21 protein-coding genes are annotated in these 23,363 nt (G+C 54.7%); 14 read left to right on the forward strand and 7 right to left on the reverse strand.

From position 1 onward, the window contains the following. Position 1 precedes the first annotated feature (1 nt). Complete coding sequence (locus tag O5O45_RS09760; protein ID WP_305905024.1) at positions 2-2,155, reverse strand: type VI secretion system Vgr family protein; 2,154 nt, start codon at positions 2,153-2,155, stop codon at positions 2-4. 461 nt (positions 2,156-2,616) lie between these two features. Here O5O45_RS09760 and O5O45_RS09765 point away from each other — a divergent pair, with 461 nt between their 5' ends. Then, the gene (locus tag O5O45_RS09765; RefSeq protein ID WP_305905025.1) at positions 2,617-3,105 is read left to right on the forward strand and encodes an Rrf2 family transcriptional regulator; all 489 of its coding nucleotides are present in this window, start codon (positions 2,617-2,619) and stop codon (positions 3,103-3,105) included. Positions 3,106-3,225: 120 nt separating this feature from the next. Beyond that, positions 3,226-4,296, forward strand: a complete 1,071-nt coding sequence (locus tag O5O45_RS09770; RefSeq protein ID WP_305905026.1) for an alkene reductase — start codon at positions 3,226-3,228, stop codon at positions 4,294-4,296. Here O5O45_RS09770 and O5O45_RS09775 read toward each other — a convergent pair. Beyond that, positions 4,293-4,778 (reverse strand): GNAT family N-acetyltransferase, encoded by a 486-nt coding sequence (locus O5O45_RS09775; protein ID WP_305905027.1) that lies wholly within the window; start codon positions 4,776-4,778, stop codon positions 4,293-4,295. The two genes, O5O45_RS09770 and O5O45_RS09775, sit on opposite strands and share 4 nt — an antisense overlap. A 190-nt stretch (positions 4,779-4,968) precedes the next feature. Here O5O45_RS09775 and O5O45_RS09780 point away from each other — a divergent pair, with 190 nt between their 5' ends. From O5O45_RS09780 to O5O45_RS09795, 4 genes are all read left to right on the forward strand, one after another. After that, positions 4,969-5,853 carry an HpcH/HpaI aldolase/citrate lyase family protein gene (locus tag O5O45_RS09780; protein WP_305905028.1) on the forward strand — a complete coding sequence of 295 codons (885 nt, stop codon included), beginning with the start codon at positions 4,969-4,971 and terminating at the stop codon, positions 5,851-5,853. 42 nt (positions 5,854-5,895) lie between these two features. Then, positions 5,896-7,308 (forward strand): GntR family transcriptional regulator MpaR, encoded by a 1,413-nt coding sequence (mapR, locus tag O5O45_RS09785; protein ID WP_305905029.1) that lies wholly within the window; start codon positions 5,896-5,898, stop codon positions 7,306-7,308. Positions 7,309-7,443: 135 nt separating this feature from the next. Then, positions 7,444-8,862: a cytochrome c oxidase accessory protein CcoG gene (gene ccoG, locus O5O45_RS09790; protein ID WP_305905030.1), complete on the forward strand. Its 1,419-nt coding sequence runs from the start codon at positions 7,444-7,446 to the stop codon at positions 8,860-8,862. Positions 8,863-9,012: 150 nt separating this feature from the next. Then, positions 9,013-9,855, forward strand: coding sequence for a substrate-binding periplasmic protein (locus O5O45_RS09795; protein WP_305905031.1), 843 nt, complete (start codon positions 9,013-9,015; stop codon positions 9,853-9,855). A 280-nt stretch (positions 9,856-10,135) separates the two neighbouring features. Here O5O45_RS09795 and O5O45_RS09800 read toward each other — a convergent pair whose 3' ends face one another. Further along, the gene (locus tag O5O45_RS09800; protein WP_305905032.1) at positions 10,136-10,888 is read right to left on the reverse strand and encodes a substrate-binding periplasmic protein; all 753 of its coding nucleotides are present in this window, start codon (positions 10,886-10,888) and stop codon (positions 10,136-10,138) included. Positions 10,889-11,084: 196 nt separating this feature from the next. Here O5O45_RS09800 and O5O45_RS09805 point away from each other — a divergent pair, with 196 nt between their 5' ends. From O5O45_RS09805 to O5O45_RS09820, 4 genes are all read left to right on the forward strand, one after another. Then, positions 11,085-11,447, forward strand: coding sequence for a hypothetical protein (locus tag O5O45_RS09805; RefSeq protein ID WP_305905033.1), 363 nt, complete (start codon positions 11,085-11,087; stop codon positions 11,445-11,447). Next, positions 11,434-12,099, forward strand: a complete 666-nt coding sequence (locus O5O45_RS09810; protein WP_305905034.1) for a hypothetical protein — start codon at positions 11,434-11,436, stop codon at positions 12,097-12,099. The genes O5O45_RS09805 and O5O45_RS09810 overlap by 14 nt, the downstream gene beginning before the upstream one ends. An 86-nt stretch (positions 12,100-12,185) precedes the next feature. Further along, positions 12,186-13,337: a DUF695 domain-containing protein gene (locus O5O45_RS09815; protein ID WP_305905035.1), complete on the forward strand. Its 1,152-nt coding sequence runs from the start codon at positions 12,186-12,188 to the stop codon at positions 13,335-13,337. Positions 13,338-13,565: 228 nt separating this feature from the next. Continuing rightward, a complete protein-coding gene (locus tag O5O45_RS09820) occupies positions 13,566-14,174 on the forward strand; it encodes a superoxide dismutase family protein (RefSeq protein WP_305905036.1) in 609 nt (202 codons plus the stop codon). Positions 14,175-14,312: 138 nt separating this feature from the next. Here the strand turns inward: O5O45_RS09820 and O5O45_RS09825 are convergent, their stop codons facing one another. From O5O45_RS09825 to O5O45_RS09835, 3 genes are all read right to left on the reverse strand, one after another. After that, complete coding sequence (locus tag O5O45_RS09825; RefSeq protein ID WP_305905037.1) at positions 14,313-17,456, reverse strand: efflux RND transporter permease subunit; 3,144 nt, start codon at positions 17,454-17,456, stop codon at positions 14,313-14,315. 14 nt (positions 17,457-17,470) lie between these two features. Next, positions 17,471-18,610, reverse strand: a complete 1,140-nt coding sequence (locus O5O45_RS09830) for an efflux RND transporter periplasmic adaptor subunit (RefSeq protein ID WP_305905038.1) — start codon at positions 18,608-18,610, stop codon at positions 17,471-17,473. A 379-nt stretch (positions 18,611-18,989) separates the two neighbouring features. After that, positions 18,990-19,322: a hypothetical protein gene (locus O5O45_RS09835; RefSeq protein ID WP_305905039.1), complete on the reverse strand. Its 333-nt coding sequence runs from the start codon at positions 19,320-19,322 to the stop codon at positions 18,990-18,992. Between the two features lie 421 nt (positions 19,323-19,743). On the opposite strand from O5O45_RS09835, the gene O5O45_RS09840 reads away from it, so the two are divergent. The 3 genes from O5O45_RS09840 to O5O45_RS09850 all read left to right on the forward strand — a co-directional run bounded on the left by O5O45_RS09840 (position 19,744) and on the right by O5O45_RS09850 (position 21,304). Then, a complete protein-coding gene (locus tag O5O45_RS09840) occupies positions 19,744-19,974 on the forward strand; it encodes a hypothetical protein (RefSeq protein ID WP_305905040.1) in 231 nt (76 codons plus the stop codon). A gap of 336 nt (positions 19,975-20,310) precedes the next feature. Then, a complete protein-coding gene (locus O5O45_RS09845) occupies positions 20,311-20,601 on the forward strand; it encodes a hypothetical protein (protein WP_305905041.1) in 291 nt (96 codons plus the stop codon). A gap of 40 nt (positions 20,602-20,641) precedes the next feature. Further along, positions 20,642-21,304 carry a VOC family protein gene (locus O5O45_RS09850; RefSeq protein ID WP_305905042.1) on the forward strand — a complete coding sequence of 221 codons (663 nt, stop codon included), beginning with the start codon at positions 20,642-20,644 and terminating at the stop codon, positions 21,302-21,304. 18 nt (positions 21,305-21,322) lie between these two features. Here the strand turns inward: O5O45_RS09850 and O5O45_RS09855 are convergent, their stop codons facing one another. Further along, on the reverse strand, positions 21,323-22,435 hold the full coding sequence (locus O5O45_RS09855; RefSeq protein WP_305905043.1) for a leucine-rich repeat domain-containing protein: 1,113 nt from the start codon (positions 22,433-22,435) through the stop codon (positions 21,323-21,325). 170 nt (positions 22,436-22,605) lie between these two features. Here O5O45_RS09855 and map point away from each other — a divergent pair, with 170 nt between their 5' ends. Continuing rightward, a complete protein-coding gene (gene map / locus O5O45_RS09860; RefSeq protein WP_305905044.1) occupies positions 22,606-23,361 on the forward strand; it encodes a type I methionyl aminopeptidase in 756 nt (251 codons plus the stop codon). Positions 23,362-23,363 lie beyond the last annotated feature (2 nt).

Raw genomic sequence — 23,363 nt, forward strand, 5'->3', positions numbered from 1 at the left:
CTCAGTTCAATTTGATCATCGGACCGGACACGGACACCCCGGCGCCATCGACTTTAATGGAGCTGCCGCCAATGGTGATAGTGACGCCGCCGTCATTGATCTGGATGCTGGTTCCACCTACCCGCAGGGAGATATTGCCTCCCGCCGCCAGATCGATTTCCGTGGCGGTAGTGGCGGTTTTGCCAGTGACAGTGACGGTCTGTGCATCCGCCTGCACGCTCTGTAGACCGCTTATGGTGAACTTCTGGCTGGAGGCATTGACCTCCTGCGCCGCGCCCAGATTGATTTTCTGGTTGGTGGCGCTGATGCTGTGGTCCGCTGACAGGTTCAACGTCTGGTTAGTGGCGCTTTGCGTGATATTGCCGGAAACGCTTTCGGTCTGATCCGCGCCCACGTTCAAGGTTTGCGCGCCAGTGACGGAGTGTGTCTGCGCGCCAGTGATCGACACATTCTGTTTGCCGGTCACACTAACGGAGTGATCGCCGCCGACGCTAAGGGAGCTGTTTCCTCCCACCGAATCCGACGCATTGCCGCCGACGCTGCTGGTGGAATGGCCTTTGGCGTTGGCGCCGATGTTGTTTTTCACCTCCATGTTGAAGTCTTTTTCAGCATGGATATTGAGAGACTCTTCGCCTTTTTTATCGTCGAAAGAGATCTCGTTGTAGTTGGAGGTTTGTCCGCCTTTGGTGGATTGCGATTTCACCCCGAAGCGGGCTTTGTTATCCGGTAGAGAGTAGGGAGGCATGTTGCCTTTGTTGTAGACGCCGCCAATCACCAGCGGGCGGTCCGGATCGCCTTCCAGAAAGGTGGTCACCACTTCCTGGCCAACCCGCGGCACGCCCATGCTGCCCCATTTTTTACCCGCCCAGGGCGTGGCCACCCGCACCCAGCAGGAACTGTTTTCATTCCTCTCGCCGTAGCGGTCCCAATGAAACTGGACTTTGATGCGGCCGTATTCGTCAGTGTAGATCTCGTCGCCGCTCTTACCGCAAACGATGGCGGTTTGCACGCCGTCTATGCGCGGTTTGGGCGTGCTCAGCGCGGGACGGAAGCTGACGTTATCCGGCAGGCATTCGAAGCGGTTGAAGTACACGCTGTTTTCTTTGTCCGCGCTGTCGGGATTGTCGGCGCTGGTGTAGCCGCCTTCATAGGCGTAATGACGCACCGCCGTGACGACGAAGTTTTTGCGATTGTCAGTGACGCACTCTTCCGATTCCAGCATGAATTTTCTGCCCACCAGCAGATGGGGCAGATTGCTTCTGCCGTTCACCCGGGTGAAACGGCTTTCCTCTTCCTCCATACGCAGTTTGGTCAGACGCCGGCCGCGATCCTGGTCGCCGAAAGCGCCGGGATAATCAAAGCGTTCGTAAGACGCGGCGCCGCGCAGCTCGGTTAGCGCGGAGCACTCCGCCAGCAGGGACTGATCGGACTTTTCAAAGTTGAAGTCGCTCAGGCTCCATTTGCCGGAGAAATACTGATAGCTGCGCCGCCATTCCTGGATATAGTCGCCACTGCGCGGCCGGGAGCTGTGTTCAAGCTTGCGCGGCTCCATAAAGGCGTTGGTGGATTTATCGTCCGCCAGAATCAGCATGTGCCGCTTCTGCGCCTGTTCGAAGTAGAAATAAATGCCTTCCTGCTCCATCAGACGCAGGGCGAAATTCAGGTCGGACTCCCGGTACTGTACGCAATACTCCAGTTCTGGATATTCGTTATACAAACCGGAAAAACGGAAGTCGGAAAAGCCCGCTTCCGTGAACACGGTTTCCAGGATTTTAGGGGCGGTCATGTTTTGAAATACCCGGCAGTCTGTGTTCTTGCCCAGAAACCATAGCCAGGGAACGAGAACGGCTTTGTAACCGTACAGCCCGCGTTTTTCCAGGCCGGTGGACTCGAAATAACTCACATGCCCGCTGAATACGCGAGGCGCGCCGCCATCGGCGCCAATGGTGACCTGCACCGCTTCGCCGATAATGTCTTCCGCGCGAATGTCCCGCTTGTGGGACAGCAAGTCCACGTCATATTGGAACAGCTGCGAATACCCTTCCTGACCCCGAAAGTGGCGCAACAGGAACACGTCTTTACCTAAAGGCGTGTCAATGCGGATGGGGCGGGTGTCTTGGGTGTAGCGTCCCTCTTCGATAAATAAAGCGTCCATAAGGAACTCCATGTTGGCGAGAGTGGCGTGAGAATTCCCCGCCATTCCTGCCGAAAATAGTGTTATCGCCAACGTCGCGAGCAGGAGGTCTGAGCGGTTTGCAAGGCGCCCGCGCGCGATTGCGCGACGGTAAAGCGAGACGCTCTCCTGACCTGACTGCAGCGGATACGCTGTGGTTTTCTTGCATTAATTAGATCATAAACCCCCATAACGACGCTACGGGGCAAAACGCTACAAGTTGTTGTTATTTAACGATAAAGTGAGTGGCGGGAAGGGCGCTTTCCTGGCGTGGCGGCGCTTGAGGGGCAGGTTTACAATACAGAGACGACGCCGCGAAGAGGGAATTACAAGGGCGTTGTGAGTCGCTGGTCGCCTCCCGGGCCGAACTTGCGTTTTACACCCTAAAATACAATACTGCGCCCGTAGCCCTTGAGATAAGCGGCTTACGCCAGATTTCACTGATGACGAAGGTTAACACTGTGCCCACATCCACCCGTTTCGCCGTAGCGATCCATATTCTCGCCGACCTGGCTTTGCACAAAGGCAAGGCGGTGCGTTCAGAGGATATCGCCTGTAGCGTGAACACCAATGCGGCGGTGGTGAGACGCCTTTTGGGAGTGCTGGCCGAGGCGGGCATGACCCGCTCGCAATTGGGCGTGGGCGGCGGCGCTTTGCTCGCCAAACCCGCTGATGAAATCACGCTGCTGGATGTGTATCAGGCGGTGGAAGAGCCCAATTACTTCGTCTTACATCGCTCCAAGCCCAACCCCAAATGCTATATCGGTTGCAACATCACCTCGGTGCTGGAAGAAGAGTTCCAACGTATTTCCGCCACCATGGACGCCTCTCTGGCGCAGACCACGATTGCGGATGTGGCGCGACAGGTCGCCGACAACGCGGGCGTGCATTATCAATGCGCCAAGCAGGAAATATCTGAAGACGTCGATTAGACGACAAAAAATTTCTTGTCATGTGTAACAGTGTTGGTTACATTGTTTCCCATTGTCGGGGCGGCGACCTGTTTCAGTCGGATGCCTCTCATTATTTTCATCGCTATCCAGGGAGACTGAATGATGGCTTCATTGTTTGACCCAATTCGTATTGGCGATTTTGAGCTTTCCAACCGTATCGTCATGGCTCCGCTTACTCGCAGTCGCGCAGGTGGAGAAGGGCGCGTTCCCAACGAACTCATGGCGCAGTATTACGCACAGCGCGCCTCTGCGGGGCTGATCGTCAGCGAGGCGACCGCAGTGATTCCACAAGGCGTGGGCTACGCCAATACCCCAGGCATCTGGTCTGCGGAGCAGGTGCAGGGCTGGAGGAAAGTCACCGACGCCGTGCATGCCGCCGGCGGCAAAATTATTCTGCAACTCTGGCACGTGGGCAGAATCTCCGATCCGATTTTCCTGAATGGGGAATTGCCTGTCGCTCCCAGCGCCATCGCGGCGGAAGGGCATGTCAGTCTGCTGCGTCCCATGCGCCCCTTTGTGACTCCCAGAGCGCTGGAGCGCGATGAGATTCCCGGCATCGTGGAAGGCTTCCGCAAAGGCGCCGAAAACGCCAAAGAGGCTGGATTTGACGGCGTTGAAATCCACGCGGCCAATGGTTACTTGCTGGACCAGTTTCTACAGGACGGCGTGAATAAACGGACGGACGACTACGGCGGTTCGGTGGAAAACCGCGCGCGTCTGCTGCTGGAAGTCGCCGACGCCTGTATCTCTGTCTGGGGCGCCGGGCGCGTCGGGGTGCATCTGGCGCCGCGCAGTCCTTCGCACTCCATGTCCGACTCCAATCCGGTCGCCACTTTCGGCTATGTCGCGCAGCAACTGGGTGAGCGCGGAATTGCTTTTATCTTCTCCCGCGACCCCATCGTCGATGACGAACTGGGTGGAACCCTGCGCAAAAACTTTGGCGGCGCGATTATCGCCAATGAAGAGATGACCAGGGAGCGCGCGGAGCAGTTGCTTGCGGACAACAAGGCGGAGGCGGTGGCGTTTGGGCGTCTGTTTATCGCCAATCCGGACTTGCCGGAGCGCTTTAAAGCCGGCGCTGATTTTAACGACCCGCATCCAGAGACGTTTATGCAGCTCGGCGCTGAAGGCTATGTGGATTATCCCAGCCTGAGCGAGGCGATGGCTTAACGCGATGCGCCCACAGGCATTCTCAGGATGTACTGTGGGCCGGCCTTGCCGCCCAGATACTGTTCGCCGGTGTCGATGAAGCCGCCGCCGATGTAGCAGCGATAGGCGGCCGGGTTCCGGCAGTTCACGGTGAGGGCGATAGAAGGTCTGTCGCCATACGCTTCTTCCAGATAGGGTTGCAACGCGCGAGCGGCGTTCTTGCCAATGCCTTGTCCCTGTCTGCCTGCGTCGATCAAAAAGGCGCGCAACCCCAACTCGTCTTGCAGTGTGAAGCTGTAGCTTTGGTGATAGGCGACGTCGATAATGAAAAAGCCGACGATTTCTTCGCTTAATGTCAGCACATGGCAGTGATGCTGAGGCCCCACCATTTGCAGAATCTCCCGCGTACGCCCGACATAGGGCAATTGTTCCTCGTGGACTTGCAGGGCCAGGACAGCAGGTCTGTCTTCGTCCCGCATTTTGCGGATCTGTAAATTCTTCATTGTAACGTCCATACAACGTCCATTTTTACGACTGAGCGATGAATCCAGCAGGCGCATTAGCGGACCCTGTCGTGAGTATGTCAGTTACTGGATTACGCGATAAAAGCTCAAATATAACAATAAAGTAGCTTATCATGTTAAATGCCTTCACCATTCTGTCTCGAACCGATTTTATTAAATAGGCGCTCACATGGATCAACCTGCCGCTACCTCCTATACCTCCTATTGTCACGCCAGATGTTACCTGTTTATTCCCGCCAATCGTCCCGAGTTTGTCGTTAAGGCGGGAGGACTGGATGCGGAGGTGATCATCATTGATCTGGAAGACAGCGTGCCTCGCAACGATAAAGATCAGGCCCGAAAGGCGCTGCCGCAGATCGTGACGGCGCTGCGAGAGAAAGACAAACGCGTGGCGGTGCGCATTAATGCTGATCTTGAGCACATGGCTGCGGACCTGCAGGCGCTGCCGCTGGCGGATCTGCATTCAGTGTTCCTGCCCAAAACCCAGGAAGCCGGCGTGATCCGTTTGATCTGTCAGTATCTGAGCGTCCTGGAAGCTCGCCAGTCACTGGAGCCGGGCGTCACGGCGCTGACGCCGCAGATCGAAAGCTGCAAAGGCGTGCTGGACTTACGTGATATTGCCGCGGCGTCGCCGCGGGTGAAAGCCCTGGCCATGGGCTCAGAAGACCTGGCGGCGGAGCTGGGAGCGCTGGCCTCGCCCGATAGCCTGCTGGCGGCTTGCCAACACATGGCGCTGGTGGCGGGAGAGCGGCGTATCGACGCTCTGGGACTGCCTGGCTCCATCGGCGAGTTCAAGGATCTGGACAGCTATTCCGCCAATCTCGCCAAGGCCAAAGCCTTAGGCTTCAGCGGCGCTTTGTGCGTCCATCCCAATCAGATTCCCTGCGTCAATCGCGCTTTCGCCTACACCGAGGAGCAAAAACAATGGGCGCAGCGGGTTATCGCCACCATGGCGCAGGCGGAGCAGCAAGGCCTGGGGGCGGCGAATCTGGATGGCCGTATGCTGGATGCGCCGGTGGTCGCCCTCGCCAAGCGAATTCTGGCGCGGGATTAGCGCAGGTTTAACTGACACTGAACACATCAAGGTTGCCGCAAGATGAAACGTTACGAGCAGTTGGCGAATGAAATCGCGGACCTGATCCGCTCTGGCGTACTGCCGGCGGGAAGCCGGGTTCCGTCGGTGCGTAACGCCAGTAAAACTTATGGCGTCAGCGCTTCCACTGTATTCGAAGCCTATTACCTGTTGGAAAACCGCGGCTTGATCCGCTCCAGGCCGCGCTCGGGGTATTTTGTCTGCAACCAGGCCAAGCAAGCGGCGCCGGCAACGCAAAAACGCCCGCGACAGACGTTGTCCTCCACCTCCGTGGACGTCAGCGAACTGGTGTTTTCCGTGCTGGGATCCGTGCGCGACCCCGCCATTACGCCACTGGGCTCCGCGTTCCCCAGTCCGACGTTGTTTCCCATGCAAAGACTGGCGCGTTCTATGGCCAAGGCCACGCGCCTGATGGACTTGCGCTCAGTGGTCGCCGATCTGCCGCCGGGAAACCGGGATCTGCGTCGTCAGATTGCATTGCGATATGTCATGGAGGGCGTCTCCACGCCGATGGAGGAGCTGGTTATCACCAGCGGGGCCATGGAGGCGCTGAATCTGTGTCTGCAGGCGGTGACGCAACCGGGCGATCTGGTGGCGATTGAATCGCCCGCTTTCTACGCCAGCCTGCAAGTGCTGGAGCGCCTGCAGCTCAAAGCGGTGGAGATTCCCGTGGACGCCGGAGCCGGCATGGATCTGGATGTATTGGAGCAGGCGCTGGGCAAGCATCCGATCAAGGCCTGCTGGCTGATGTCCAACTTCCAGAACCCGGTGGGCGTCACCCTGGCGGAGGAGAAGAAGCGTCGGCTGGTTGAGCTGTTGCGACGGCGCCAGGTTCCGCTGATCGAGGATGACGTCTATGGTGAGCTGTATTTCAGCGCTCATGCGCCCAAACCCGCTAAAGCCTTTGATGAGGATGGTTGGGTCATGCACTGCGGTTCGTTCTCGAAAAGTCTCGCTCCCGGTTATCGCGTCGGTTGGACCGCCGCCGGCCGTTTTGCGCAACAGGTGGAGCGTCTGCGTCTGATGACGACGATTTCCGCGTCCATTCCCGCCCAGGCGGCGATTGCGGATTACCTGCAATTCGGCGGCTATGACCGTCATTTGCGCAAGCTGCGCCATAATCTGGAAGTGCAGCAGAACCAGATGCTGGCGGCGATAGATCGCTACTTCCCGCCGCAAACCCGGGTGACGCGGCCTGACGGCGGCTACTTTTTGTGGCTGGAATTACCCGCCGCTGTGGATTCGCTGGCCCTGTTTAAACTGGCGTTGGAGCAGGGCGTCAGCATCGCTCCGGGACCGATATTCTCCGCCACGCGTCGTTTCCGCAATTTTATCCGCCTTAATTATGGTCATCCCTGGGGGCCGGAGTTTGAGCAGGCCATGGATGTGCTGGGACGCCTCGTCCGTTCCTTTTGAAAAACCAGTCATGCCTGTCAGCGATGGATCGCCATCTGATATGGTTTTTTAAATCTTTTCTGAAACTGTTTGTTTGCTGCGTAGGCCTGAATAATCCCGCCTGACTTTTGGATGTAAAAAGGAAGGTGGCGGCGAATGAGCGAGCATATCCCGGTTCACAATATTGAGGCGGTGACGGTTGATCTGTATGAGTCCCGCACCAAGGTTCATACCCGCAGTTTCAGTGGTCGCTTCAGGCGTTTGCGTCTGTTGGGCGGCTTTCTTCTGTTCGCCCTGTACTTCGGGGTGGCCTGGCTGAACTGGGAAGGTCGCCAGGCGGTGTTGTGGGATATTTCCTCCCGCAAGTTTCATATCTTTGGCGACACCTTTTGGCCGCAGGATTTTATCCTGCTTTCCGGCATTCTCATCATCGCCGCCTTTGGCCTGTTCTTCCTGACCGTGTTCGCTGGCCGCGCCTGGTGCGGTTACGCCTGTCCTCAGAGCATGTGGACCTGGGTATTCATGTGGGCGGAAAAGGTCACGGAAGGCGATCGCAATCAACGCATCAAACTGGATAAGGCGCCGGTGAGTCTTGAGAAGGCTGCGCGACGCGGACTCAAGCATGGGCTGTGGGTCTTGATCAGTCTGGCGACGGCGGTGACTTTCGTCGGTTATTTCACGCCCATCCGCGCTCTGGTCACGGATCTCGCCACCCTGGAGGTTGGCGGCTGGAGTTTGTTCTGGATCGGATTTTTCACCGTCGCCACCTATCTGAACGCCGGCTGGCTGCGCGAGCAGGTGTGTTTTCATATGTGTCCCTACGGACGGTTCCAGTCTTCCATGCTTGATGAGGACTCTTTGGTGGTTACCTATGACGCCGCCAGAGGCGAATCTCGCGGCCCGCGCAAGAAGAACGCCCCTTATCGCACACAAGGCCTGGGGGATTGCGTGGACTGCAGCCTGTGCGTGCAGGTGTGTCCCACCGGCATTGATATTCGCGACGGGCTGCAAATGGAGTGCATCGGATGCGCCGCCTGTATCGACGCCTGTGACGCGGTCATGGCGAAGATGAACTATGACGCGGGCCTGATTCGCTACACCGGCGAACGCGCATTGAAAGGCGGCGAGGCGCGCATACTCCGGCCGCGACTGTTGGGATACGGCGCGGTGTTGCTGTTGATGATCAGCGTGTTCGCCTGGGTGATGGCGTCTCGTCCGCTGCTATCCCTGGATGTGGCCAAAGACCGTGGACTGTTTCGATATAACTCGGAAAACCGTATAGAAAACGGCTACATACTGGATATTCTTAATAAAGAAAATGAACCGAAAACGTTTCTGATCAGCGCCTCTGGCCTGGAAGGGCTGGTGATGGGCGGCGAGCGCAGGATACAGGTTGGGCCGGAGAGCGCCGTCAGCGTTCCTGTGACCCTGTCAATGCGGCCAAGCCAGTTACTGCAACGCTCCAGCGATGTGTTCTTTGAGGTGAAAGACGCCTACCGGCCCGAGCGGCGAGTGGTCAAACCCAGCCGCTTCACTGGGCCATCCGTACATTTCACTGGGTCCTCCGTACAGTAAGAGGACTCGATGGAGAGGTCCAAGTGCGGTTGAAGGTCTATACTGGCAAGTAAGCACGGACGTTCATCACGGCGACGTTGCGCCCCCTCTGTCGCCGTTCTGGATGAAACCTGCTTGGGGTATATCGTCGTTGACACGCGGGGGATGCCTGTGCAGCTTTTAATTTTTCTTTTGGCCGTTTTGCTCTTTGGCGCGTCTGCTTCCTGGGCGAAAGGTCACTTTCATGAGCCCAACACCGATAAGCTGGTGCGGGTCGCCACGCTGACCAATAATCCGCCATTCACGTTCGACAGGCGCTTTGCTGAAAAGGTGCAACTGGAAACCATTCCGCCGGGCCTGGATTCAGAACGTCTGCAAGGTTATAGCTGGGATATCCTGAGGGAGAGTTACCATGAAATGGGCTACACCATTCAACTCTATATCTACCCCTGGATTCGCGCCTTTGATCAGGTAAAGGCCGGCAAGCTGGATATCCTGTTTCCCACCGGCTTCAATCAGGAGCGGGCCGGCTACTTCAATTACTCCAGGGAACCCATTAATCATGTGGATTTTCTGGTCTACGTAAAGCCGGACGCTAAACTGCGCTGGAATGGACTGGCGTCTTTGGAGGGCAAAACCATTGGCGTGCTGCGGGGCTGGAATTACGGTTTGGAATGGGAGCGACAGTCCCGCATCATCAAGTATGACGTAGGTGAGATTCTGCAGGGCTTCGCCATGCTGGACAAAGGCCATCTGGACGGCCTCGCCGGTTACGAGCTGAACTTTGACTACGCCTTGCAGCAGGCGAACTGGCGCAATCACTACAAAAAACTTCCGGTGTTCGACTCCACTGACGAATTCGCCGTCAGCGCCAAGAAAAATCCTGACGGACAGAAGCTGTTGGACCTATTCGACGAGGGCAGGCGACGTATCGTAGAGAAGGGGATTTTCTATAAAATCAATGCAAAGTGGCAGGGCGCCGGGGTGCAGGAAGCTGACGCAGAGCGCGAATAAGACTTGGAGCATTCAGAAGGAATTCGTTACGAACATGATGTAGCCATCTTTACTGCCGTCGCCGAGATTCGAAACGCCTCATTCAAGGTAATCCAGCGCATTATGCAAAACGACAGGCTGCAGTCGTGTATAGGCGGTCGATCAATGTATAAACATAATAAAAAGTATAGCTTTGTTCAGATACAGCTGGAGGGGACCATATATATGGTTCGGGCTGAGCTTGTGGATCGACGTTGGCTGATTAGACAGTACACGACAGTTAGCGGGCTATAGCGAGCCATCAAAGCTCCCTGTCTTCCCCGTGCTTTTTCAGAATCCGGGCCTCGGTTCCATCCTTGCGGATGATATCCAGGCCCAGATTGAAGTCCTGGATGATTTTCTGGTAATCGGGATTAACTTTCGACACGCAGTTGTGAAAGTAATTAGTGTGCAGGGGAGGATTCACAAACGACAGTTTATGGGCTTCGGAGGCGAAGTCGGTATCCAGCAGTTGTATGATCCGTTGCTTTTTTTCCACCACCAGATCAAGCCTTCCCGCCAGCAGTTTGCGGATATTGGTCTCGGCGTCGAAGGCGTACTCCATGTCCAGATATTCCGCTTCCGCCCTGTCGAATTCTGGGCTGACCTTGGAGTTGCTGATGTGGCCGATTCGGTACGGTTTCAGGTCCTCAATCGTTTGATAGGAGATGACGCTGTCTTTACGTTTCAGCAACATGACCTGCGCGACGCCGATGGGGTTGGAATACGCCAGTTTCTCCGCCCGCTCCTTTGTATAGTAAGCGGCCAGTAATACATCGTACTCGCCAGCAATGCTTCTTTTGAGCGCCCTGGACCAGGGAACGAATAAAAACTCAGTTTCATACCCGACCCTTTGGAACGCTTCCCTGGTGATCTCCACCAAATAGCCGCCCTGCTTTTCTTCATCGCCAGCGACAACAAGTGTTTTAGGGGCGGCGAAAGCCGACCCCGAAATGAAGATCATTCCGAGGATAAAGACGGTAGCGACTTTAATTCGCCAGGACTTGGGGGTCATAAATATTCACCATCTCAGGTAAGAACAGTAGGGTAAGCAAACGCCGTACTAACCCTGGCGAGATAAGTCCTAGTTTATTATTCGTTTTCATAAAAAGTATAGCGTACCCTGTTTACGACGTTATTATTTACTGGGTTATCAGGTCCCGTGACAGGGGGAATCCTATGGCGCATCGAGTTGTTAAATCAGGAGAGAAATGATGGAAATAGTGTCTGCCTGGCTAATCCACCACCGGGCTTCCATGGAGCCGACTTCGCCAATGAATTGTGATGGATCCGAATACGTTGTCGGCGTTGGCGTGGTTCCCGCTACGTCAATGAGAGAAGCACTGGATCTATTTGACCAATACCTGGCGAAAAACAAAATGGCGCTGATGGATCTCTGGAAGTGTGAACAGTATAGCGGCCCGATCAGGCTGTTCACTACGCCAACTCTGACGGAAAAGGAGGCTCAAGAGAGCTCGCAAAGGGCCCTGGAAAGAGACTGTATATACTACGCTGGCGGTATTTCTTCTGAAGTTATAAAGCATATGGAAGAGTGTGGCCATGAAGAGACATAGAGGCGCGCTGACCCTCGCCGAGGGGCGCTATGACTACAAAACGCGCGTCTCACTTGCATTGGATAATGACATACAGGAAAAAGACGCTGTGGTCAGAACCTGTTTGCACTCATTTGAGGAGTGGCGGGCGACGCATCATGACTATTGCTATGTGTTTCCGTTTATCGCCTGGATACGCGGAGAAAGGGTGCAGGCAGGTATCGTAGACAGCAGAGAAGTCTGGGTTTTCCAAGTAGATGCAATGCGAGCACAGGACATCGTTCAGGCGGTTCGTGTGGGGATGTTTTTTTTCAACCTGACGGCGGATGATCTGCTGTGCGATGTCTATGTCAAGAATCTGGATGTGGGAGATGAGCAGGGCGCCTCGTTGCAGGATCTGGTCAACGCCAATAAAACGTTATACGAAAAGACGGGCGTTGCTCTCCGAGAAGCTGCGGTCGCTTTGGCGTACGGCGGCGAACTCAATTTCTGGATATACAGCCATAACAATAATCCGAGAATTCCCCAAAAAGCCCTGCACGAAGCTGTTTCCAACGCAGGAGCGACCTCCGTCATGACCGATAGCGTCAAGACCCATTGGACGCGGGTCGGCAATAATCAGGGCGACCCCGGACAACTCTGCAAATCGGATTTACATCGGGCGATTTTTTAACGGCGCCAGCGAAGGTCGCATCCACGGACGATGCATCAATGGAGCCAGTCAGGCCGCGGCGGAATATCATAAAGACGAGAGAAACAATGCAGGATAAATGGAATGTCTACCCCCGGTTCACTGACGAGGGGCAAGCGTGGGTGTCGGTAAATCTGGGATATGAAGAGATTGCGCAAACGGACGCTCGTAACTCTCTATTGGCTGTCAGACTGAAATTGAAGCGCCCCAACGCGCAAGGGCTGCCAACTTCTGAGGAGTTTGCGGCGCTGGAGGAAATTGATGAGGCGCTCTTTGCAGGCTTGGAGGCGCATAACGCTGTTTATGCGGGACGCATAACCGTAAATCGCGAGCGCTTTTTCTTTTATTACATGAATTGCGATGAAAAGGCCGCCGCCGCAATTGTCCGCCATGTTGGTCGCCAATTCGGTTATATCCTGGAATTCGGCGTGAGCGCAGATCCGGAAAAGCAGTCTTATTGGCTGAATCTCTATCCGTCAGAAGATGACTGGCAGGTCATTCAGGACCTGGATGTGCTGCAAGCGCTGGCGAAAAGCGGCGATCAACCGGATCTTCAAAGGGAGGTTACACACTGGGCGTATTTCCCGACGCAGGCTCTCGCGCAGCAGTTTGCGGATTGGGCGGCCGCTGAACATTATGTGGTGACCCGCTGCGCCAGGGAAGAGGATGGAGACCGATTCCAGGTGATATTCAGCCATACCGGAAGCATGCGGTTGGACGACATTTCGTTTCGTACGCTGTACTCCAATCGTAAAGCGAAAGAGTTCGGCGGCGACTATGACGGTTGGGAAACCAGTGTGGAAAAGGGTGCGCCTTCCGCATCAGGTAATACACCGCTGTTTACCGGGCGACCCACCCATATTATCGGCAGCGTGGCCATCGCCAGTCTGACGGTGGGCGCTGTTGGCGGTGCGGCGTTGTTCGGCGTAGCGGGAATCGCTTCTCCTGTTACGTTTTCCCTGGGCGATTGGTTTCCCCAATTGGCGGAAGGCGCACTGATGGGCATATTTATCCTGTTTGGAATGGGGATATTCGTACTGACGCCCTTGCTGTTGATATTGCGATTTTTCGGCTATGCAGGGCCATTCTCTGTATATGCGATCAGCCTGCTTTTCAGCATTCTGTTTATGCTGGACGAGCCTGTGCTTGGCGTCGTCGGACTGACCTTATCCATACCCGCCGCCTATATATTCTGCCGCTACGCTTATGTTCGCGGTTAATACTACAGGTGACGCAATAGTTGGCCGCAAAAGTTACAGCCGGATTGCACAAGCTACAAACCCTCGTCGTCTATGCGCCCGTTGTGAATCAGCGGGACAGGCTGGTATTGCGGCCATGCTGCGCTTGGTTGGACTGCTGGCATAGACTTTGACTGGTGTCTCCTGAAGTGAATGAAGCCTGCGGTGAAGGCGGGCTTCTTCCGTTGCATTCGAACAGGAGGATACACAATGCATAAGCTGGCTATTACTATCGCTGCTGCGACTCTTGCACTGGGCAGTGCTTTGAGCGCCCAGGCGCAAAACGCCACACGGGTTTCCGTTAACAAAATCAGCGAAGAAGGCGTTGGCGACAAAATTGGCTCTATCATTCTGGAGCCGACCCCGCATGGCGTTTTAATCCGGCCTATTCTAGAGGGCTTGGAACCGGGAATGCATGGCTTTCACCTGCATGAAAAAGGCAGTTGCGACACCGGAGAGAAGAGCGGTGAAATGACTGCGGGCGCAGCGGCCGGCGGTCATTACGACCCAGACAAAGAAGGCGGACATACCGGGCCGTTTCGTCCCGGACACCAAGGCGATCTGCCGGCGCTATTTGTCGATGAAGATGGAAACGCCAACCAACAGGTGCTGGCGCCCAAACTCAACGTCGAGGACATGCGCGGACACGCCCTGATCATCCATGAAGGGGGCGACAACTACACCGACAAACCTGACCTCGGAGGCGGCGGCGCGCGCATCGCCTGTGGCGTTGTGATCGACGAGGACTTGCAATCGCAATCCGCCGTACAGCAGAAAAAGCAGCAGAAACTGCAACAGAAGGATGACAGCGCCAGTTAACGCGGAAGCGTTGATCACGTAAACCTCGAAACCGCCAGCCGTTTACCAGGAAGAAAAAGTACGTAAAAGGAAAGAAAGAGGAAAAGAAAAGGCCTGCATTACGCAGGCCCTGTTGTAGAAGAGTGACAGCTGGTTTGATTAGCCGGCTGCCGGCTGAGCGTGGCCGGATTCGATTTCGTCGCCGACGGGTTCATCCTTATGCTGCCGCGCCAGCAACACATACAGCGCTGGCGTCACAAACAGCGTGAACAGGGTGCCGATGGCCATGCCGCCCACCAGCACCAGGCCGATGGAGTTACGGGCTGCAGCGCCGGGGCCTTCCACTAAAGTCAGCGGGAAGTGGCCCGCCACGGTGGCGACGGAGGTCATGAGCACCGGTCGCAGCCGGGTCATGGCGGCCTGATGCACAGCGTTGAGCTTATCCATGCCCTGCATTTGCAGCTTGTTGGCGAATTCCACGATCAGGATGCCGTTTTTGGATATCAATCCCACCAGGGTCACCAGTCCCACTTGCGCGTAAATGTTCATCGTGGTGGTCCAGCCGTTGGTCCAATAGGGCATATTCGGGTCCGGCATCTTCAAAGTGGTGAAGATCAGGGCGCCGAACATGGCCAATGGCGCGGAGCCCAACAGAATCACGAACGGATCGCGGAAGGAGTTGAACTGCACTGAGAGCACCAGGAAGATCATCAGAATCGCCAGTCCCAACGCAGGCAGGAACTTGCCTCCCTCCGTGCGCAATTGGCGGGACTCGCCCGTGTAGTTGATGGTGTAGCCCGGCGGCAGGATTTCTTCCGCCGCTTTTTCCAGCACCTTCAAGCCTTCGTCTAACTGGGCGGTCATGCCGGACAGTTTCACTGCATTAAGCTGTTGAAAGCGGTTCAGTGAACGCGGCACGGTGCTGTCGCTGATCGTGGCCACAGCGCTGAGCGGCATCAACTGTCCCTCGGGGCCGGAAACGTAGATGTCCTTGAGCTGGTCCGGATTCAGGCGCTCCACTCGCGACACTTGGGGAATGACCTTGTAGGCGCGTCCGTCCATGTTGAGACGATTAACGTAGTTGCCGCCCAACGCCGCGCTCAGATCCGCGCCAATTTGCGCGTTATTGAGCCCCAGCGCCGCCACTTTACGGTGGTCGATCACCACTTCAGACTGTGGTTGGTCGTACTTCAGGTCGATATCCGGCGGAAAGTAGAACAGACCGCTTTCCATCGCTTTCATTTGCAGTTGTTGCGCAAATTGCAGCATCTGTTCCGGCTCTGCGGTGGAGGCGATCACGAACTCCACCGGAAAGTTGCTGCCGCCGGGCAGGGCGGGCGGTTGCGCCGCGAACACCTGCAGACCGGGAATCTGGTTCAGCTGATTCTGCATATCCATAACGATCTCGGCGATAGAGCGATCCCGCTGATCCCAGGGCTTGACCACCATACCACTGAAACCGCCGACGCCCAGCGCCGCTGCAAACGGGTCAGACGGCGACAGCAGGATCTGGAAAGTCAGATCGCGCTCTGGCGCATTCAGAAATATCTGCTCCGCGGCGTGACCGAAATGCACCTTCTGATCCGCAGAGGCGTTGGCGGCGTTGTTGATGATGCCGAACATAAAGCCCTGGTCTTCCAGCGGCGCCAGCTCTTTGGGAGAGAACATGTACATGGGGATCACCATCAAACTGAGCCCGGCCCAGATGGTGTACACCGCCGGACGCGCATGCAGCACCTTTTCCAGTACATTGCCGTACATATCGCGCAGACGGTCGAAGCGGTGGTTCACCCAACCGGTGAAGCCTTTTTCTTCACTTTCGGCGCTGCGTAACAGCTTGGCGCTCATCATCGGCGACAGCGTGAGAGCGACGATGCCTGAAATGGTGACCGCCCCCGCCAGAGTTAATGCGAACTCGCGGAACAAGGCGCCAGTCAAGCCGCCCTGCAGGCCAATGGGAGTGTATACCGCCGCCAGAGTGATGGTCATGGCGATGACGGGGCCGATCAATTCGCGCGCGCCGATTCGGGCGGCTTCAAACGGACTGCGGCCTTCCCGCAAATGCCGTTCGACGTTCTCCACCACGACGATGGCGTCGTCCACCACCAGTCCAACGGAAAGCACTATCGCCAGCAGCGTGAGCAGATTCAGAGTGAACCCGAACATCTGCATCAAAAAGATAGCGCCGATCAGGGACACGGGAATCGCCACAATCGGCACCAGCACGGAACGGAAGGAACCCAGGAACAGGAAGATCACCACCACCACGATTAACAGGGTGTCGGTGAGGGTTCCCACCACTTCGTGAATGGCGTTGTTAATGTACTCCGACGCGTCATAACCGATACCGCCCTGTAGACCGGGAGGCAAGTCTTCCGTAATTGCTTCCAGGTCCTTGCGCACCCGTTCCACCACCTCAATGGTGTTGGCGCTGGGGAGAGGGAAAATCCCCATGAACACGGCGGTCTGACCATTGAAGCTGACTTCGGTGTCGTACTCCTCCGCGCCCAGCTCCACGTCAGCGATGTCCTGCAGACGGATAATGGTGTCGTTCTCCTGGCGGATCACCAGTTCCTGAAACTGCTCAACGGTGTGCAGGTCAGTGTTGGCGGTCAGGTAGGTCTGCACGAAGCTGCCCTTGGTGCTGCCCACCGGCGCAAGATAATTATTGGCGGCGAGGGCGTCATTGACTTGCGCGGGACTGATGTTCAGCGCGGCCATGTGGTCCGGCTTTAGCCAGATGCGCATGGCGAAGGTGCGGGCGCCGAAAATGTCCGCCCGCTGCACGCCTGACAAAGCCGCCAGGCGCGGTTGCACCACTCGCACCAGATAGTCGGTGATCTCGCTTTGAGACAAGGAGTCTGACCAGAAACTGAGGTAGGCGGCGGCGAACTCCGAATCGGCGGACTGCACGCTGATGGCGGGCAGCTCCGAGCCAGCGGGCAATTCGTTGCGTACCTGATTCACCTTGGCGGTGATGTCCGCCAGCGCTTTGGTGGGGTCGTAGTTGAGCTTGAGCCGGGCGGTCACCAGAGACAGCCCCAGCATACTCTTGGACTCGATGTAGTCCACGCCGTCGGCGGAGGCGATAGCGCGTTCAATCGCCGTGGTGACAAAACCTCGCACCACGTCCGCACTGGCCCCCACGTATGTCGTGGCCACCGTGACGGAGGCGTTCTCGCTCTGCGGATACTGGCGCACGCTAAGTGAGTTCCAGGCCTGCACGCCGGCGATGATGATCACGATGTTGACCACCAGGGCCAGCACCGGACGCCGCACGAATATATCAGTAAAAGCTTTCATAATCGGCGGCCCTGTCAGGTGTTTTTGGGTTGCGGATCAAGTTTGAAATCCGGAGCCAGCTTGTTGTCGATGACCACGGACATGCCCGGCATCAGCTTGAATGAGCCGGTGGACACCACACGGTCACCGGGTTTCACACCTTCGACCACGATGACGAAGTCGCCCTGGGTTTCTCCCAGACGCACCAACTGTTGCCGTAATACCAGCGGCGCATCGCCGCCGTCTTTGGCTTCGCCTTCATCGACGATATAGACAGAAGAACCGTAAGGGCCGTGCAACACTGCCGTGGAAGGAATGAACAGCACGTCGCGCGCCTGCGCCAGAATCATCTCCAGCGCTACGAACATGCCCGGACGCAACTTGCCCTCGGGATTGTCCAGCGTCGCCTGCACCCGCACGTTACGGGTGTTGGGATCGACGTCCGGATTGAACGCGGTGATTTTGCCGACAAACGTCTGCTCTGGGTATGCATCGGTGACGACCTCCACTTTCAGACCTTCCGCCAGTTCGCCCAAACGACGTTGCGACAGCGAAAATTCCACATACACCGGATTCAGCGATTGCAGGGACACCACGGGCGTGCCTCTGTTCAGGAACTGACCGACACTGATCTGGCGAATACCCAACTTACCGTCGAAGGGCGCCCGCAATGTCTTCTTGGCGATCACTGCGCGGTTGTAATTCAGCCGCGCCTGCGCCTGCTTCACGTCGTTTTCCGCGTTGTCGAATTCAAGTTGGGAGATGTTGCGGGTCTTGCTCAGTTCTTTGGCGCGGGTCAGGCTTAGCTGTGCGCGGTCAGCGGCCACTTCCGCCTCCCGTAACTCGGCTTGTTCGATCTGATCGTCGAACAACACTAAAACGTCGCCGGCTTTCACGTCGGCGCCGGCGGAGAACTTGATCTCCTTCACCGTCCCATCGATTTCAGTGTTGATCACCGTTCCCTGCACCGGTTTGACGGAACCCACCAGGGAGACGCGCGGTCGCCATTGCGACTGTTCGACGGTATAGGTGTTGACCGGCGTCGGCGGCATGGTCATCTGCGCCGCAGCGGCCCCCATGGTGTCGAACTGCTGCATCTTGACCTGGATGATCCCCCCAACAATGAGCGCCACAACGACAAGGCCAGCGAACACCCATAGGAGCTTTTTAAGCATATGCACTTCCTCTGCAAAGTGAGTTAAAGCGTTGGATCACATTCGCCAAAATAGCAATTCAAGCGGCGCAAATATGATCATAAACCTGTCAAATCCCTGTGTCCCGGTCGCCATTGATGGACTCCGGCAGGCAAGTGGAAGCCTGGAATAGAGGGGGATTTACACCTTGTCGAACGGCGAACGCGATTTTCGACAAGGCGAAATGAAAAAATTTTAACTGAGAATAAGCTAAGGAAATCAAGTTATTGTGATAATTGCAAGAGAATGCTTCGTAGAATTTCATCCTGTTAAGTAACGGCTGCAGGGGAAAAGTTACTAGGTAGGGAGCGCCTAATGCGCTTTTACGTTTTCAACCGCCATGTGGCGCACAGGCGGCGGCTTATTCGGAACAGGTTTCAAAGGATTGAATCATGATTTTAATTCGCAAAAACGTGCGAGACGGGAACGGTCTCAAATCGTAGATCCCCCATAAGAAAGGCGTTACTCTGTGCGCTTTCAATATTAAACCTGCCGGAGTTATTAATATCGACACTAAATCATCACGCGCAATTGCGATCATCGAGACAGTTCTGATAGCCGTCCCGGTGTTATTTATCGCGTGGTCCTCCGGCGCTGCTATTTTAATCGGCGTCTTTGCATCGTTGCGGAAAGAGAGTCTCGGTTTGGAACATATCCTGGTCACCTTCATCACCCTGATATGTTTGCTGGCCATATCCAGCCTCTTTGTTTTGCTGTCACGTTATTTAATTCATGGCGCCAGCGGCTTGGTTTCCACCCATAAGTTCTGGTGGCTATCCGCTAGTACCGGAGGCTTGGTCGCTCTGGTCTCAGTCATCTGGGCGCTGATGGCCACAAAGCCCATATTTCCCCCATTCTGGATCGGCGCGCCAGCGCTTGTTCCGTTATTGCATTTGTGGGGTATACGTTTGTATTGCAAAACGTAGGCGCGATTTATATTGTTCAGTGGGTTGCGAAGTGTCGACTGCAACTGATTTTGAATAAGCGAGCAGACACACAAAAGAGACTTACACACTTAGTGTGCTGTAATACCAAACCTTGATGCCGCAACTGCGGTACTTTGATGTGGTGAATAGTGAAAAAATACTTAATTGGCGCACTGATTGGCTTTTTTTGTGAGCAGCATGGTTATTTTTCCGCTCGCAATGTACGAGCTGAAGAGAAAGGAACAGGTGGCAAGACATAATGGGTTTCTGGATGGGATGCAGCATACTGTGAAAGTATTGTCTAAGAAGTTTGGCAAGCCGCCAAAAGATGCTGACATAGAAGTTCTATATTCTCTCAAAACCACTGATATAGTAGTTTTTAAGATTGATGGAGTAAATACTGTCGGCATTGCACCTTGATTGATGTGAAGTATTATCATATATAAACTGTCAGTAGAATATATTTTCGACCATAATGCGAGGATGTGGTAATGGAGCCGTTGGATATGGCGCTATCGTTCACTTCTGAAATGAATGATTGGGAGAACAAAATGTATTTGGTCTCTAGGAATTATAGCGGTCAGGTTATAAATCACCAGTGTGACAGGGATATCCTCCCCGATTGCTCTTACGAAGAGTTTAAAGAAAAGTATTATGGTGTTTTCAATAAGTATTGCACAAAAAGAAAACGGTCTTATGGCGATATTCCTCGAAAAGCTTTATAAAGCGGTCCTGCCATATTGTTAGGGATGAAGAATGAAAGATGTCCATAAATCCGCCCTGTGGGCCTTAATCAGTATTCCAATCACTCTTTTCGCAGGCTATTTCAGCTATGCGATGGCGCATGGTTCTTTTGCCTTTCTTGTTATCTTCTTGGCGCCAGGAGGAGTGATTGTTTCGCTATTGGAAGACGTTATTCACTCTAGCTCGTCACTGATAGTTGTGGGACTACTCGCTCAGTATCTGGGATATTTTGCAATCATCCACGGAGTCAGAAAGCTGGCGAGCTGGCTTCGATTCCGGTCGCGCAGGGACGCGTCAGCCTGATAGACGCTCAGGATTTTTTATTGAATAGAAAGGGCCCACCATGGAACTGGACCATATTTTTATCTGCGTAACGAAAGACGCCCCGGAAGGGGATCTGTTAACGGCATTTGGTTTGACAGAAGGTTCCGCTAATACTCACCCTGGCCAGGGTACCGCCAACCGTCGCTTTTTCTTTCATAACGTATTTATCGAGTTGTTGTATTTAAACGACCCGAAAGAAGCCGACAGTGCTCTGACTCGGCCGACGATGCTGCTGGAAAGACTGACCCAACATGGCGCTGCCATTTTGCCATTTGGCGTTTGCTTTCGACCTGAGACAGGCAAAGAGCGAGGCCCTGCGCCGTTCAAAAGCTGGGACTACCGACCCAAATACCTGCCGGCAACCCTGCGCGTGGAAGTCGCGGAATCGCCATTAAGCGAACCCATGTGGTTTTACCTGGGGTTTGCCGGCAGACCAGACCAAGCCGCCCCAGAACGCGCACAGCCACTAATGCATGCCATCGGTTTCAGAGACGTCACGCGTGTTTGCGTAACATCCCCCAATAGAGAAACGCCCTCCGAAGCCGCCATTCAGGCGACCACTGTGAGCGGATTTGAGATGGCGGCGGGAGATGAGAGCCTATTGGAAATCGGTTTTGATCATGAAAAAGAGGGAAAGCATCATGACTTTCGGCCTCATTTGCCGTTGGTCTTCCGGTGGTGATGGAAGTGACGGCCGGGCTTAATCAAACAATATGATCCCCAGCTCGGCGTCTAGCTGATCGCACAGCTTTCGTTGTTCTTCTTCAGGGATGTTGTTGCTGTAAAGGTTTATTTCTTTCAGCTGTTTCAGGTTCAGAATTTCTGATGGCGCCTCAGTGAGTTGGTTGTCATTCAGGTGCAGGCGCTTTAGCTGAGTAACCTCGCCAATTTCTGGAGGTACTTTCTTGAGTTTGTTGAAGCTTAGGTCTAGTTCCTCAAGATTAGGAATATTCTTCAGTAGCCCAATCGCCGGCGGTAGTGTCTCCATATTATGGGTTTTCAGCGATAGAGATCTAACGCCAGCGAATTTTTCCAGGCATTTTAGCTGCTGGTCCATGTTATCCGTATCAAGACTGAGGCATAAATGAGAAACGTTGCGAGGTAAGTTTGTTGAGGTGGTGATACAACTAATATCAATAGACAAATAGGTCAGTTTATCAAGTTGCGAAAGCACTTCAGGAACAGATCCGAATTGGTTGCCAATCAGAGATAGAGAACTTAATGAGGATAGGTTTTCAATACTCTGAGGAAGATGCTCCAGTTTGTTGTTGTCCAGCTCCAGCGTGCTGAGTGAGTGCATGTTCCCTATAGTTTCGGGCAGCGCCACCAGACGGTTGTTATGTAAGTACAGCAGGCTCAATTTGGACAGCCCGCCTATTTCGTAGGGGAGCGCACTAAGGGCGTTCTGACTCAGGGAGAGAAGCTCAAGCTCCGCCAGATCACCCATCTCTCCTGGTAGGCTCTCCAGGCTATTATCCAAGAGCGTCAGGCTTTTTAGCCGAGATAGGTTTCCGATAGAAGATGGCAGGCTTGTTAGTTTGTTGTTCTCCAAATACAGATGATTGAGTCTGGATAACTTACCTATCGTTTCTGGCAGTTGTCGCAGTTGATTACCTGACAGGCTGAGTCGCTCTAACTTCTGGAAAACGCTGATAGCAGGGGACAACTCCTCTAACGAACGATCCGCCAGATAAAGCTCGGAAAGCTGTTTAAGCTCTCTAAGTGCATAGGGAAGGCGTGGCGGCTGATTATCTGGAACATAATCTCTTAAAAACTCGAATGCTCTCTGGTAATTCTCACTGCTATTGATCACGTCTAACCCCTGCGGCCGGCCTGCTAGTATAGAATGCGGGAAAAGCCTTTATCATTTCAAAACTAGCGTATTTGTGGCGGACTATATAGGAAAAAACGTCCAATTTGTTTATCTTTTCAATGACTTTTGATATGAGTGCGAGAGAAACCACGCACCAGAGGAACTGGTTGATGACCATAGAAACAGAGCAAGATTTACTTCACCTGAAACATATCGGCGGTATTGTCGCGACGATTTTGCAGGAGATGATAACCCGCACCGAACCGGGGATGACCACCGCCGAACTGGACGCCATCGGCAAGGCGTTGTTTGAAAAATACGAAGCTCAGTCGGCTCCGTTGGTGTCCTATAACTTCCCCGGTTATACCTGTATCAGCGTGAATGAAGAGGCGGCTCACGGCATTCCTGGCGATCGCGTTATTCATCCTGGAGATATCGTTAATATTGATGTTTCCGGTGAAAAGAACGGTTATTTCGCTGACACCGGCGGCACCTTTATTGTGCCGCCATCTACGCCTCAAAAAGACCGGTTGTTACACGCGACGAAGCTGGCGTTGCGCAACGCCGCGGCGAAAGCGCGGGCGGGGGAGAACCTGAATGTCATTGGCAAGGAAATCCAGAAAGTCGCCAAGGACAAAGGCTTCAAAATTATCAGAAATCTGTGTAGCCATGGCGTAGGGCGCAGCTTGCACGAAGAGCCGAAGGAGATTCTGGGCTATTACGATCCTCGTGAAGAACGGCGTTTGCACAAGGGATTGGTCATCACCATCGAACCTTTCCTGTCCACCAAAAGCAAACACGTAACGGAAGCACACGACGGTTGGACCCTGATTGGCGCCGCAGGGAATTTATCCGCTCAGTTTGAACATACGATGGTGATCACCAACGGACAGCCCATATTAGTGACCGTGCCTCAGAGCGCCTAGCA

The sequence above is a fragment of the Hahella sp. HNIBRBA332 genome, from assembly GCF_030719035.1.
Classification (GTDB): domain Bacteria; phylum Pseudomonadota; class Gammaproteobacteria; order Pseudomonadales; family Oleiphilaceae; genus Hahella.